This is a genomic window from Shewanella mangrovisoli, from assembly GCF_019457635.1.
Lineage (GTDB): Bacteria > Pseudomonadota > Gammaproteobacteria > Enterobacterales > Shewanellaceae > Shewanella > Shewanella mangrovisoli.
Map to the genome: position 1 here is coordinate 670,736 of NZ_CP080412.1, position 13,521 is coordinate 684,256.

Sequence of the window (13,521 nt, forward strand, 5' to 3'; positions counted from 1 at the left end):
CCACATTACAGTGTTAGTCCGAGTTATTATCAAATTCAGTGTCGTCGAGTAACTCGAGGCTTGGGTCGATACTGGGGACGTCTTTAAATAAGCGGGTGAAGTGACGTTGCACTCCTTTTAGATCGATTCCGGCTAATCCTGAGGCGAAACCAAACCAGGCATACAAGCCGCTGAAGTTGTCAAACATCGGCGGTAAATACTTAGGTGGTGTTAGAATCCCTTCTTGGCAAGCTTGATAGAGTACAGGGATATCTTCGATGGCCAGCTTGCCTAAAAACAGCATAGGGATCAGTTCGGGTAAACCCGATGTGATGGCGCTGCGGATAAAGTTGATGTTTTCGACATAGCCGCGCACATAGGAAATATCTTTGGTAAAAAAGCTGCCACCTTCGACCATGCCGCCACGAAACACCCTTTGCGTGACCCGATAACTGTCCTTAGCACTAAGATTTAACTCTCTGAAATAGTTGAACACTTCAATAAAGTTCGCCCCCTTTTCCGCCATATCTACCGCAGCTACACGGTCGCTAATACGGCGGGCACGGCCTGGGTTTGAACTCAGGGTGAGCATTTCGAGTAACACGGCGAGCCCTTCTTGGGTGGCTGCTACGCGGGGAGACCCGACGCTGAGCCAAGTAGCATGGGGCTGAGCACGGCCATTGAGGGTGGTGCCCACATGCACCCAGCCTTCATGGACTTCGTACACATTGAGATCTGACTCGCTGAACATGGCTTTGCTGTTGAGTTTGACCGTATCGCCACCCACGGCAGCATCGGACACAATCCCGTCACTCAAGCGCACCCGCATGTCATCACTGTGGAAGTATTTTTCCAATCGCTGGCTCAGCACATTCACGGCTTCTGGGGCGCTAATGATTTTGGGATGATGCTTATTCATATGCCGCGCGGCGGGCAAGGAGAAGATATAACTGAGTTTATCGCCCAATTGGCGTAGGGTGTGGCGATCGCCATGTAGTCTGTGGCTGGCGCTGCCGTAGAGTTCTTGGCTCAGCTGACCAAAGACTGGGGTTCCTCGATGACCCAGCATATCGACAACTAGGCGATATTGGTCGACGTTAGCAACTAAGATCTTACCCAGCTTGTCTTTTTTACCCAAACGGCGGTGGATTTCTTGTTTTAGATCAAGCAGCTCGGCTTGAGTTTTAACGGGATCGAAGGGCAAGGCAATTTTTTGATAAAAATCTTGGCTAATCGCTGGCAGAACCGTACCTTTACTGGAGAGAAAACGCTCTTCCATTTCCCGTGGCCATTTGATGGCATCTAAAATTTTAATCGGCGTTTGGATGCGGATAAGCTCATCGGAAAGGCGGCGTAAATCTTCTTGATACTGGGTTAACGACTCTGACATTCCCGTAATCCTGTTGCGACTTGGATGATAAAAATTAGCTTAATCATAGCGGTAAAGCCGCTGCATTTATAGGTTTCTCCCTTCAAGCAATTGAATATTGTCGATTAAATTACTGACAAGTTATCGGTTTAATGAATCATTTTGGTGCAATGCGGCTTATTTTGGCGCGAGACTTCGCGGGCTTAATCTCATAACTCACTGTTAAACATTAACTTATTTTGCTGGCATCAAAGCTGCTTTGCGTGTGTGAGCAATCGGATAACGTCGATGGGAGAGAGTTATGGCTGCAATGAGCTATTTGAGTGTGATTGAGCGTTATCACGAGTATGAGGCCACAGTGCATGAGTTGATGGAGTCTATTTTAACGGGCATTGCCGATGCGGACTTATTTCACCAACCAAAAGTCGATATCAAGGCCATGAAAGGCATTGCGGGCAGTTATCCCTTTGTCGAGCTGATGTATTTGCTCGATACCCAAGGAGTGCAAATTAGTCAAAATATCGCAGTGGTCGATCAGCAGATCAAGTTAGTGCCCCTTGGGGGGAATCGCGATCGTAGTCAACGGCCCTATTTTACCAATAGGGATGAGTCTGATGGGGTTAATATCACTCGCCCTTATTTATCCAATGCCAGCGGGAACTTATGTTTATCGGCCTCCTTAGCGATTGTGCAGCAGGAGCAAAAGCTGGGCTATCTGGTCGTCGATGTGGATTTGACGCGAATGATTGAATTTATGATGGGCGACAGTGCTCGTCGGCGGGTTACGCCAGCCTTTAAAGCCGTGTATGGCGTGATAGTCGCGGGGCTTTTTGTGCTAGTCATGGTGCTACTTTGGACGGCGCTTAGGGATATTTATGGGTTATTTGTGGTGGATCATGTTGGGCAAGATCCATTGCAACCCTTTGGGATTATTATCTTTATGACTCTGGCATTAGCGATCTTCGACCTCGGGAAAACAATTCTGGAGGAAGAAGTATTAATGCATAAGGATATTTTTCGTCACAGCTCCACCCGCAGAACCATCACTCGATTTGTTTCAACGATTTTGATCGCCATTTCAATTGAGGCCTTATTGACTATGTTTAAGGCGTCATTGGGGGAGAAACAATATATTGAGCCGGCGATTTGGATGATGTTGGCCGTCGTAGGATTATTAGTTGGATTAGGGGCTTATGTGTATCTTGGGGCAAAAGCGGAATGGCTGCTTATCAAAACTCAGGCCTATAAGAGTGGCAAAAAGTAATATCAAAATAATAGTAAATTGTACACCCAGCCCTAGGAGCTGGGTGAGGCTTTTAGAAAAACGCAGGTTTTGAGTAACCTAACGCCTTAAGGGAACGGGAAGCTTAGAATAAGTCGTCATCTCCTAATGCACGTCTTAACTCGGCGCGTTCGAGGTAATCTTCTAAGCGTTTCTTTATCTCACGCTTATGTTGCATTGCCTCGGCTGCTTTGCTGTTTCTAGGGGTGGTCATTGCCTCAATTTCAGTATCGTTGGGCACGACTTCAGTAATATGAGCCATAACGAATTCCTCATTGTTGTTCCTAACGCCTTTCTATCTAAAAAGAGTGTGGCAGAAAAGCAAAAAATTTTACGACTGAACGTAAAATTTTCTTCCCGTAAAGCGGGGTATTGACCCTGTAAGCTTGTCATATTGTCACGCTATTTTGGTGCTCATTCAGCAACCGCTGAATTTTGTGATTTAGCGCATAACTCATTATTTTTATTTTCTAAGTTAATTCCTACTTAAATAGTAGGATAGACTTGAATTTGCCTAAAACACCAACAACACTTGGATCAGTGTTTAATCTTCTTCAATGCTAGGGATTTAGCGGGTATGGACAAGGATAGTTTCCCTGATTCTTTCAACTTCAACAGCTCTAAAAGCTTTTATGCCAGTGTGATCAGCTCCAGTTGGTTGATGTTACTCGCCGCCGTCTTTTTTATGGGGCTCTCTTGGTATGTGCTTGAAGAATATTTACGAGATCGGGGTGATGAGCGTTTTAACAATAATGTTCAAGATCTTATTGGTGCCGTCAGCAGTCGTATGACTGCCTATGAGCAGGTATTGCGCGGCGGCGTAGGACTATTTCTCGCCTCGGATGGGGTGACTCGCCGTGAATGGCAACTCTATGTTTCTAATGCTCGTTTATCCGAATATTACCCCGGGATTCAAGGTTTAGGCTTTGCGCAACTCTTAACGCCTGCAACTGTGGAGGCTTTCACTCAAGAAGTGCAAGAGGAAGGATTCGATGATTATAGAGTGACCCCTGTTGGGGAGAGAGATCTCTATTGTGCGATTAAGTACTTAGAACCATTTGACTGGCGCAATCAACGGGCATTTGGCTTCGATATGTGCTCCGAATCAACCCGCAGGGCTGCCATCTTACACGCCATTGCCACAGGGCTCCCCACTGCATCGGGTAAAGTAACTCTAGTGCAAGAAACCCCAGACGATGCTCAGGCCGGTATTTTAATGTATGTCCCGTTATACCGCGGTCAGCCGATGACGGAGGAAGAACGTAAGCAACAGGCCATCGGCGTGGTGTATGCCCCATTTCGTATGAATGATCTAATGCAAGGGATTATGGGGAAACGTTTTTCGGGATTAAAACTGGCGATTTACGATGGTATGGAGGCCAACAACGAGAGCCTGATGTTTAGCAGCCATAAAGCCTTGCCCTCTACAAATGATGTGTTTTATCAATCCCAGCTAGAAACCATGGAAGGCCAAGTTTGGCGTTTAGAGGTGTCCTCTGAATCGCGCTTTATCTCAAGCGCGGAACAAACCCAAAGTGTGTGGCTTCAGGTTATTGGGAGTGCGTTTATCTTAGCCTTGTTTTACTCAGTGCTGACGATGGCGCGAAATCGTTATCAAGAGTCGAGGTTAACTGCAGAGTTAATTGCCAATGAAAAACGCTTCCGCCTCGTGATTGAAGCTTCACCTAGTGCGCTCTTTATGGTGGATAGAAAAGGCATTATCACCTTAGTGAACACCCATGCCGAACGCCTCTTTGGTTACGCACGGGATGAGTTACTCGGGCGTTCAATCAATATGTTATTACCCGAGGGATTAAGGGAGATACATCAGCGGCATATGGGCAGTTATCTGGCTCAGCCGATTGCGAAAAACATGTCACTGCGGGACGACTTGTTCGGTTGTTGTAAAGATGGGACTCGCTTGGCGATTGAAGTGGGGCTAACACCGATTCACTTCAGTAATGGCGTGTCGATATTGGCAACGATAAACAATGTGTCGGAGCGCAAACGGATCGAAGCGCAGAGGATTGAGCATACGGCTGAACTTGAGCGCATCAACAAAGAACTCGACCAGTTTGCTTATATAGCTTCACACGATCTTAAGTCGCCACTGCGGGGCATTGAACAGCTAACGAGTTGGTTAAGTGAAGACTTGTCGGAGAACATGGACGAAAACGTCCAAAAATACTTAGGGTTAATCCAAAGCCGTATCCAACGTATGGTGTTGCTGCTCGATGGTTTGCTGATGTTTTCGCGTATTGGGCGAGTCGATGCGGAGATTGTCGATGTTGATTCACGGCAAATGATTGAGGATATGTTCGCCTTAGTCGCACCGCCGCAGGGCTTTTCCCTAGAGCTCGAAGGAAATTTCCCACAATTTAAAACCGTAAAAACTCTGCTCGAATTAGTGATAAGGAATTTATTCAGTAATGCGATTAAACACCATGATCAGGCTGAAGGTGTGATTAAAGTGGTGTGTAGTGCCTCCAACACCCATTACTGGTTTAGTGTTATCGATGATGGTCCAGGCATATCCACTAAATACCATGGCAAGGTATTTGAGATGTTCCAAACGCTTAGGCCGAGGGATGAAGTGGAGGGGAGCGGTTTAGGTTTGTCGCTAGTCAAAAAGACGGTAGAAAGTCTTGGTGGAAAAATTCAACTAGAATCAGAGGGACGTGGTTGTTGTTTTCGATTTAGCTGGCCGATGCGCATAGTCAACAAGGAGGGGATATGAGCAGCACCAATAACTACAAACAAGTGACGATTTTGTTGGTCGATGACGATGATGTGGATTATATGGCGGTGCAGCGGGCGATGAAGCAACTGAGATTGCTCAACCCCTTAGTACGTGCACGAGATGGCCTAGAAGCATTAAGTATTTTGACCCACAGCGAAGCGATAAAAGGTTCCTACCTCATTTTGCTCGATCTTAATATGCCCAGAATGAATGGGTTTGAATTCCTTGAACATATTCGCTCCGACCCAACCCTGTCTTCCTCCGTGGTATTTATGCTTACGACTTCGAGTACCGATGAGGATCGGATGAAGGCTTATAGTCACCATGTCGCAGGCTATATGGTGAAAACGGATATTAAGGATGGTTTCAACAACATTTTCAATATGTTGGAAGGTTATTGGCGCATAGTGGAGCTTCCAACCGTATAGGGTGTGTATATGGATTTACTACTGATCGATGATGATGAAGTCGATAGAACTGCGATTATTCGGGCACTGCGACAGTCCAAATTAGCCTTCAATGTGGTTGAGGCAAATTGTGCTTTCGATGGCCTTAACTTGGCTCTGGAAAGGCATTTCGACGGTATTTTGTTGGATTATCTATTACCCGATGCCAATGGTTTAGAGGTGCTGATCAAACTCAATTCGATGACTCAAGACCAAACTGTGGTGGTGATGCTGAGTCGCTATGAGGATGAGAAACTGGCGCAGCGCTGTATCGAGCTGGGCGCGCAGGATTTTCTGTTAAAAGATGAAGTCAATTCACGGATCTTAAGCCGTGCGATTCGTTACGCCAAACAACGTTCCTCTATGGCCTTAGCCCTAAGAAATAGCCATCAAAAACTCAAAGAGTTGGCTGAGCATGATTCTCTAACCAAATTAGTGAACCGCTACGGGTTTGAACTGTGCCTAAATCGTGCCATCGCAAGGGCAAAACGCAGCAATGACTTTCTCGCCGTTATCTTGCTCGATCTAGATGATTTTAAAGCAATTAACGATACTTTAGGCCATCAAACTGGCGATATCTTACTCGTCAAAGTCGCCTCGCGATTAAGCTCAGTGCTGCGAGATGGTGATGTGATCGCCCGCTTAGGTGGCGATGAGTTTGTGGTACTCGTGACCGACAATGACTACAAATATTTCCCCATGATAGTCGCCAATCGCCTGCTTAAGGCCTTTGAGGAGGTTTTCTGCCTCGGTGAAAACGATGTGATGATTGGCGCCAGTATCGGCGTGGCTTTTTATAATGAGGCCGCTTCCGATAGCTCTGAGTTGATGAAATGCGCGGATATTGCCATGTATCGCGCCAAAAAAATGGGGCGCAACCAAATTCAGTTTTATTCTGAGGCCTTAGATAAAGAAGTCCGTTACCGCAATCATATCGAATCCAGCTTACGCATGGCGCTAAAGCAGAATGAATTCAAGGTTTATTATCAGGCACAAGTAGATTCTCAAACCCATCAAATGATAGGGATGGAGGCGTTAATCCGTTGGTTGCATCCGCAAGATGGTTTGATTGCACCGGATCAATTCCTATCTATTGCAGAGGAAATTGGTCTGATGGAAGAAATCGGTGACTGGGTGCTTATCGAAGCCTGCCGTCAAGCGCAGGAATGGCTCACTCGGCTAACCCCCGTTGGACATAGCTTTACCACTGCGGTGAATCTGTCGGCGTCGCAAATTGGACACATTGATCTATATGAAAAAATTGTCCATGCCCTCGAGGTGACCGGATTAGATGCGAAAGCGCTAGAGCTTGAGATTACCGAAAACAGCTTAATTGAAGAACCCCATGAACATGCCAAGGTGCTCGATAGAATTGCGCAACTTGGAGTGCGATTCGCACTCGATGACTTCGGTACAGGCTTTTCATCCCTAGAACATATAAAACTCTTTCCAATCAGTGTATTAAAAATTGATAAGAGCTTTATTGCCTCCTACGATAAGGATGACAAAGATACGCGGTTACTCGCGGCATTACTCAATTTCGCCTATGGTTTTAACGTGACATCGGTTGCCGAAGGCATTGAAACGGCTGAACAAGCCGAGTTTTGCACCGCACGAAATTGCAATGTACTCCAAGGGTATTTATTTTCGCGGCCCTTAGAAGCGAGCGAATTTGAGGCCAAGTACATTACTCCACTACTTACAAAATAATGACCCTAAATTGTGAAGATTATCTTACGTTTGGCTAAGGCTGAGGTTTTCGTCTGGTGAGGAATATTTTCTTGCTTTACACTCAGCAATAGACAAATATCAGCGCCCCTTTCTGATGCCGTGTGCACAGAGCTTCAATCACAGTGTTTAATTTGGTCATTTGGCAATGAAAATAGGTATCTTATCCCAGTTCCCTGAGTTGTATTCCACCCGACGCCTCGTGGCGGCCTGCGAGAGCCGTGGTCATGAGGCTGTGGTTATTAATACCTTGAATTGCTACATGAATATCAACTCCATCAAGCCGAGCATTCATTACCAAGGCCAAGAGTTAACGGGGTTCGATGCCATTATCCCGCGCATTCACGCCAGCGTGACCTTTTACGGCTGCGCCGTAGTGCGCCAGTTTGAAATGATGGGGGTATTTGCCGCCAACGACTCTATTTCAATCGCGCGTTCACGGGACAAGTTACGCGCGCTGCAATTGCTTTCCCGCAAAGGTATTGGCATGCCTATTACTGGATTTGCCAATAAACCCAATGATATTCCCGATTTGATTAACATGGTGGGCGGCGCGCCCTTAGTGATTAAGTTGCTGGAAGGCACTCAAGGGATTGGCGTGGTGTTGGCCGAGACCAAAACCGCCGCCGAGAGCGTGATCGAAGCCTTTTTAGGGCTGAAAGCCAATATTATGGTGCAGGAATATATTAAGGAGTCCAACGGCAGCGATATTCGCTGTTTTGTGGTCGGCGATAAAGTGGTGGCTTCGATGAAGCGCCAAGGGCCTGAGGGAGATTTTCGCTCTAACCTGCACTTAGGTGGCTGTGGTGAGAAAGTCAAAATCACCCCTGCGGAGCGCAAGATGGCGGTCGCTGCAGTGAAAGCCATGGGCTTAGTGGTGGCAGGGGTCGATATTTTACGTTCGAATCGCGGTCCCTTGATCCTTGAGGTGAACTCGGCGCCCGGTATTGAAGGGATTGAACAGACCACGGGGATCTCGGTCACTGAACCCATCGTAGAGTACATTGAGAAGATGGTATCGGCGCGTAAATCGAATCGCGCCGTAATTGCCTAATAAAAAACGCCGCGATTATTGCGGCGTTTATATTTTACTCGCGCTTAATTTTATAAATCAAAGCCGTAGGAATAGCCTAAAACTACCTTGGCATCATCACCCTGCAGATCTGTATCCGACACCATAAATGAGACGGTTCCCATGCTGGTATCGGCACTCAGAGTAACGTTGTAATCTGCGTAGTTATCTTCGCCAAACCAAGATTCAACCACATCGCCACTGGAGTAGCCGTAGTGCAAAGACAGGCTGAGTTTATCCGTCAGCGGGAAAGATGCCGTGGCAGCAAGGTAACTCATGTCCTTGTTATCTAATGGTTCGGCTGCGACATCATCACCCGCATTGATCACCTGTGAGTAACTGAGTTCAAACCATTTCCAGGTGATAGCGCCATGCAGTTCACCAAAATCGATGCTGCCTTCAGCATCTGGATAGGCATAGTAAAGGTAGCCAATATCGTAGCTGAGGTCTTCGGTGATGTTGCCGCCGTAGCCTGCGTAGAGATCTAGCTCATAACTGGTATCGTCGCCAAAGTCGACATTCGATGCCCAAGTGCCGGCATAGAATCCAGAGTCATGGCTATAGTCTATGCCTCCTTGGATTGCGACCGAGTCATTGGTTTGAGTGACCCCGCGCCATAGATAGTTAGACGTGCCGCCAATATTGCCGGACACCGCCGCAAAGGCGTTGGTGGTTAGTAACAATCCCGTCGATAATGCCAAAACGCTGTACAGTGATTTTCTCATTCTCATCCCCTCGATTGACTTATTTATCGATTCACTCATGTCACCACCGAGCGGGTGACATTGGTGCATCATGGTTTTTTCTGATAAGGGAATTGCTAATCACATGCCATTATTTGAACATCATTAAAAACAAATGGTTACAAAATCATTGTTAATAAAATGTTTTAAAATGCTCAAAAATGGAGCGGTGCGCGCACTGTATTTGTGCAAAAAATCATCTTTCATGCTTTTCGCAGGGCAAAAAAAACGCCCCACAAAGGAGGCGTTTTATAGAATGATGTCGAGCGAATTAGTTCACACTATCACGCAAGGTTTTACCCGCTTTAAACTTAGGCACAGTGGCTTCAGCGATCTGGATTTCTTTACCTGTCTGTGGGTTACGGCCAGTACGAGCTGCGCGAGTCGTGGTTTCAAAAGAGCCAAATCCAACGATAGAGATCTTGTCACCGTTTTTCATTGATTCAGTAATAGCTGCTTCGAAAGATTTCAATGCACGTGCTGCTTCAGCTTTAGTGATATCGGCATTTTCTGCAATCTTGGCAATAAGTTCAGTTTTGTTCATCTTTATTGTCTCTTCTTTCCGTAGATTTATTAAGTCAGCGTGCCTAACATGCCACAAGGTTTAGCCGTTGGAAAGCCCTTTGCTGCGGGCTTGTGTCCTATAAGTAACAAAAATGCAGAATATTTGCCCCGTTCGTGACTTAGGTTTTATTCTTCGAGCAACTGATATAAGAGCTGCTTCACCAATTTGGGTTCGAAGGGTTTATCACACAGCGCATTGACGCCCGCCTGCGAGACATTGCTCAAGTGAGCATCATTTGCCTCGGAAGACACCATGAGGATAGGCACATGGGATTGCTGGCTTTCATTACGGATAAATTGGGTGAGTGCCAGACCATCGACACTGGGCATATTGTAATCGGTAATAATCAGGTCAAACATATTATTACGCATTAACTCAATGGCTTGAGCACCATCTTCCGCTTCGGTGATCTGCTTGATCCCAAGGTTGCCAATTGTACGTTTAATCACATTGCGGGCCATGCGGCTGTCATCAACCACGAGCACACGCACGTCGTGTACATCGAAGTGACTCAGGTCGAGCTCATCATGGCTGAGTAAATCGATAGTTGCATTCAACGCCTTGCCTAAGTGTTCGGCATTAAAGGGCTTTGGCAGAATTGCGACCACGCCAGACTGACGAAAAATCTCCAATTGCTCACGGCGACATTCGCTCGAAACCAACATAAATTGAATGTCTTTGTATTCACTGTTGGTGCGCAGGTAGCTTAAAAACTCGGTCGCGGTGCCATCTTCAAAATACATGGCGCTGGCGATGAGATCCGGTTTGTGGCGTGCTATCAATTCTTTCGCTTGAGCCAAATCAGCCGCATTTTGGATGCTGATAATGCCTTCTTGCTGTAAGCGCTTGATGATAATCCGGCGCTGGGTTTCCGATGGCTCAACAATGAGAATCGAGAGTTCGCTGGGCGATAAATGAGTCATAGTGGCTGGCTTTATCAGGTCTTTTAGGGAGCCGTTAACTTAGGCTATAAACAAGGGCTTAGCAATAAACAGGCTTATGCTTTTACCTTTGCGGTTAAATAATTATGGCTGACGCGGGAAAAGGCTATCCAATACTGCACAGATAACAAGGCGATGATGCTTAAGACTAAGGGCAACATAGGGATGTTGTGGCCTTCAACCACCACTTTTACGTCCTGCGGGGTAATTTGATAGGCGATAATCGCAGTAATCCCCAATGCCGACAGGCCTAAGGTCTGTAATCCAATATAAATTTTCAGCACTAAGCTAGACCAAGGCGCCTGAGTGAGTATGCCAAACAACACTGGCAAAACGCCTAAGCTAAAGAGATCGAACGAACCAGTAGCAACGGCACGCAGTAGCGCGACTACGGCAAAGAGGGTGTAGAGGGCAATCAGTAGAATAAGACGTTTAGGCATTGACTTGGGTTTATTGGTTATTTTAAGTGGAGCAAGTGTAGGAAAAGCCCCGAACTGAGTCCAGCATAACCGTATTATCATGTAGAATACGCCTTTGCTTGGGCATTCAATATTAGGTTAAGTGATGACAGAAGTAGAATTTTGGGACTTAGTGACCCGCAGTGAGCCAGCGCAATCCCAGGAGTCTTTAGCGCAGGCATTAAAGCAAAAGTTGGCAGCGCTGAGTGACGAAGAGTTAAAAGCTTTTGATAAATTGTTTGGCCAACAGATGCGCCGAAGCTACTTATGGTCGGTGTGGGGAGCGGCTTATATCATCACGGGCTGTGATTCCGATTATGCCTTTGCCGAGTTTCGCGCGTTTCTGATCTCACTTGGGCAGGTGCGTTACGAGGCGGTGATTGCCAATCCTGACACTTTGGCGCAACTATCGGCATGGCCTGAGAAAGACGGCTACGCCTATCCTTTTATCGAAGATTACGACTTGATCGCGGGTCAACTATTTGAAGACAGAACGGGTAAGGAGTTGCCTTTTATGCCGTCTGGCAAGGCGACACCAGCGGGTAAAAAATTTAGCACTAAGCCCAAAGATTTAAAGCAGCAATATCCTGAGCTTAGCGCGCGTTTTCCGTTTTAATTTGGCTTACGAGCGTAAGCAGGCATTGCTACTGATATCGAAGGTCATGCCGTAGCGAGGGCAAGTCAGGCACATCAGTTGATGCTCTTGCTCCGCTAATTCGCGGCTAAAGTCTTGGTCGAGCTGTTCAGTCATGCGCTCTTCTGCCTGCTGTTGTGACTGAGCCAGTTTATCAAAGTGCGATTTCACCACTTGCTGCTGCGCAGTGCTGAGGGTGGTGGCATGGCTAGGTAAACTGATGAGTGTGCCTAGGGTGAGCAGTGTCAGTAAGGCAAACTTTGCCATCATAGGTTGCTGTAGCTTTACGGTTGTTAGTTTCATAGATCACTCCAAATTTAAATTACCGATAATCGGTTAGTCTTTAAATCGTCGTTTGGCTTTCATCGTGCATCCATGACAAACAAAACCAAAGGTATTGCTGAGAAATTAAGCATACTGGAGGGATCTTGAACCTTGGCTGAACCGCTATCTTACTGCTCGTTTCGCATCTCTTGGCATTGAAAACCCTGTTTACGGGAATCGAAGCCGCACTTTAGACCACACTCCCAAGGCACATTATCGTAAAAGGAAGATTGCTCTTTGGCATAGTCTCGACAGGCTTCATAACTGTCGAAATTATCCATTTTCTTATACTTCCCAGAATCATAACCATGGGTATAAATAAAGGATGACCAAGTTTCTGGGCGCGTGTCTTTCTCTCCCGAAGAGATAAACCAAATGGCGCTGGCAAAGCATGTAAAGAGGATTAACACAAACACAGGTACAACGGGGAATTTCATTTTTGAGTCGTGGTCATAAAAGATTGAGCGAAGGATAATACTTTTTTAAGTAAGATGCGCGTTAAATGATCACAAATTAATAACTTTGCACTCGTTTGGTGCGTTAAGATACAAAAAGATACGGATTGATAGCGACTAACTTAAATTATTTACCAATCTATACAAAAGCTTACTTAGTCTATGCTGTCATAAATACGATTTTGCATTAAGCTGAAGTTCAGGTTAGATTTTGTACGGTATATGGCAGAAACAATTAGGCCTAGGAGGCAAAGATGAAAGTTCAGTTCCTATTACTCGCCAGTGTGTTGAGTTGCAGTGCTGTATGGGCCGCAGACGAGGCGAAAACCGACCCAGTGACAGAAGATGGGGTGGTTAAGATTGTTTGGCAAAACCCAAAAGCTTTCCGTGATATTAAGTCATCGGGCGAAATTCAGTCCCGTTATGAACAGCGTTTATTCGATACTTTAACTACGAATATCAATAAAGAAGCGGCAAAAGTCTTAAAACCGAATCAAAAGTTAGAGATGACGGTGACCGATGTCGACCTCGCCGGGGATATGCGCCCAACCTTTGGGGCAACCGCCGATGATTTACGGGTGATCAAAGAGATCTACCCACCACGCATGACCTTTAGTTATCAAGTACTTGAAAATGACAAAGTGATCATCGCCGGGGATGAAAAGCTCTCCGATATGGGCTTTATGACGGGTATTCAGCCGTTAAATGACAAACCATTTAACTATGAAACCAAAATGCTAAGTGATTGGTTAAAAAAGACCGTTGCACCGAAACTCTAGGCTGAT

Annotated in this window: 15 protein-coding genes; 7 read left to right on the forward strand and 8 right to left on the reverse strand. The window is 46.1% G+C overall.

The annotated features are described in order from the left end of the window. Window positions 1-13 precede the first annotated feature (13 nt). On the reverse strand, window positions 14-1,369 hold the full coding sequence (locus K0H60_RS02990; protein WP_220057233.1) for a flavohemoglobin expression-modulating QEGLA motif protein: 1,356 nt from the start codon (window positions 1,367-1,369) through the stop codon (window positions 14-16). Window positions 1,370-1,649: 280 nt separating this feature from the next. Between K0H60_RS02990 and K0H60_RS02995 the strand changes: the two genes are divergently transcribed. After that, complete coding sequence (locus K0H60_RS02995; RefSeq protein ID WP_220057234.1) at window positions 1,650-2,612, forward strand: PDC sensor domain-containing protein; 963 nt, start codon at window positions 1,650-1,652, stop codon at window positions 2,610-2,612. Window positions 2,613-2,715: 103 nt separating this feature from the next. Here the strand turns inward: K0H60_RS02995 and K0H60_RS03000 are convergent, their stop codons facing one another. Further along, window positions 2,716-2,892 (reverse strand): PA3496 family putative envelope integrity protein, encoded by a 177-nt coding sequence (locus K0H60_RS03000; protein ID WP_011070882.1) that lies wholly within the window; start codon window positions 2,890-2,892, stop codon window positions 2,716-2,718. Window positions 2,893-3,207: 315 nt separating this feature from the next. Here K0H60_RS03000 and K0H60_RS03005 point away from each other — a divergent pair, with 315 nt between their 5' ends. The 4 genes from K0H60_RS03005 to rimK all read left to right on the forward strand — a co-directional run bounded on the left by K0H60_RS03005 (window position 3,208) and on the right by rimK (window position 8,598). After that, entirely contained in the window at window positions 3,208-5,367 is a 2,160-nt protein-coding gene (locus K0H60_RS03005; protein ID WP_220057235.1) for a CHASE domain-containing sensor histidine kinase, read from the forward strand. After that, a complete protein-coding gene (locus tag K0H60_RS03010) occupies window positions 5,364-5,798 on the forward strand; it encodes a response regulator (RefSeq protein ID WP_011715744.1) in 435 nt (144 codons plus the stop codon). The genes K0H60_RS03005 and K0H60_RS03010 overlap by 4 nt, the downstream gene beginning before the upstream one ends. A 9-nt stretch (window positions 5,799-5,807) precedes the next feature. Further along, window positions 5,808-7,526 (forward strand): putative bifunctional diguanylate cyclase/phosphodiesterase, encoded by a 1,719-nt coding sequence (locus K0H60_RS03015; protein ID WP_220057236.1) that lies wholly within the window; start codon window positions 5,808-5,810, stop codon window positions 7,524-7,526. A 166-nt stretch (window positions 7,527-7,692) separates the two neighbouring features. Further along, entirely contained in the window at window positions 7,693-8,598 is a 906-nt protein-coding gene (rimK, locus tag K0H60_RS03020; protein ID WP_011715746.1) for a 30S ribosomal protein S6--L-glutamate ligase, read from the forward strand. 50 nt (window positions 8,599-8,648) lie between these two features. Here rimK and K0H60_RS03025 read toward each other — a convergent pair whose 3' ends face one another. The 4 genes from K0H60_RS03025 to K0H60_RS03040 form a co-directional block, all read right to left on the reverse strand. Then, complete coding sequence (locus tag K0H60_RS03025; protein WP_011715747.1) at window positions 8,649-9,341, reverse strand: TorF family putative porin; 693 nt, start codon at window positions 9,339-9,341, stop codon at window positions 8,649-8,651. 289 nt (window positions 9,342-9,630) lie between these two features. Further along, window positions 9,631-9,903 (reverse strand): HU family DNA-binding protein, encoded by a 273-nt coding sequence (locus K0H60_RS03030; RefSeq protein ID WP_011715748.1) that lies wholly within the window; start codon window positions 9,901-9,903, stop codon window positions 9,631-9,633. 146 nt (window positions 9,904-10,049) lie between these two features. Beyond that, entirely contained in the window at window positions 10,050-10,847 is a 798-nt protein-coding gene (locus tag K0H60_RS03035; protein WP_220057237.1) for a response regulator, read from the reverse strand. Window positions 10,848-10,921: 74 nt separating this feature from the next. After that, window positions 10,922-11,305 carry a hypothetical protein gene (locus K0H60_RS03040; protein ID WP_220057238.1) on the reverse strand — a complete coding sequence of 128 codons (384 nt, stop codon included), beginning with the start codon at window positions 11,303-11,305 and terminating at the stop codon, window positions 10,922-10,924. A gap of 124 nt (window positions 11,306-11,429) precedes the next feature. On the opposite strand from K0H60_RS03040, the gene K0H60_RS03045 reads away from it, so the two are divergent. Continuing rightward, window positions 11,430-11,939: a DUF4240 domain-containing protein gene (locus K0H60_RS03045; protein ID WP_220057239.1), complete on the forward strand. Its 510-nt coding sequence runs from the start codon at window positions 11,430-11,432 to the stop codon at window positions 11,937-11,939. Between the two features lie 6 nt (window positions 11,940-11,945). Here K0H60_RS03045 and K0H60_RS03050 read toward each other — a convergent pair whose 3' ends face one another. Both K0H60_RS03050 and K0H60_RS03055 read right to left on the reverse strand, forming a co-directional pair. Next, complete coding sequence (locus K0H60_RS03050; RefSeq protein WP_220057240.1) at window positions 11,946-12,260, reverse strand: hypothetical protein; 315 nt, start codon at window positions 12,258-12,260, stop codon at window positions 11,946-11,948. 149 nt (window positions 12,261-12,409) lie between these two features. After that, the gene (locus tag K0H60_RS03055; RefSeq protein WP_011715752.1) at window positions 12,410-12,718 is read right to left on the reverse strand and encodes a hypothetical protein; all 309 of its coding nucleotides are present in this window, start codon (window positions 12,716-12,718) and stop codon (window positions 12,410-12,412) included. Window positions 12,719-12,990: 272 nt separating this feature from the next. On the opposite strand from K0H60_RS03055, the gene K0H60_RS03060 reads away from it, so the two are divergent. Continuing rightward, entirely contained in the window at window positions 12,991-13,515 is a 525-nt protein-coding gene (locus K0H60_RS03060; RefSeq protein ID WP_220057241.1) for a DUF3016 domain-containing protein, read from the forward strand. The last annotated feature ends 6 nt before the right edge of the window (window positions 13,516-13,521 follow it).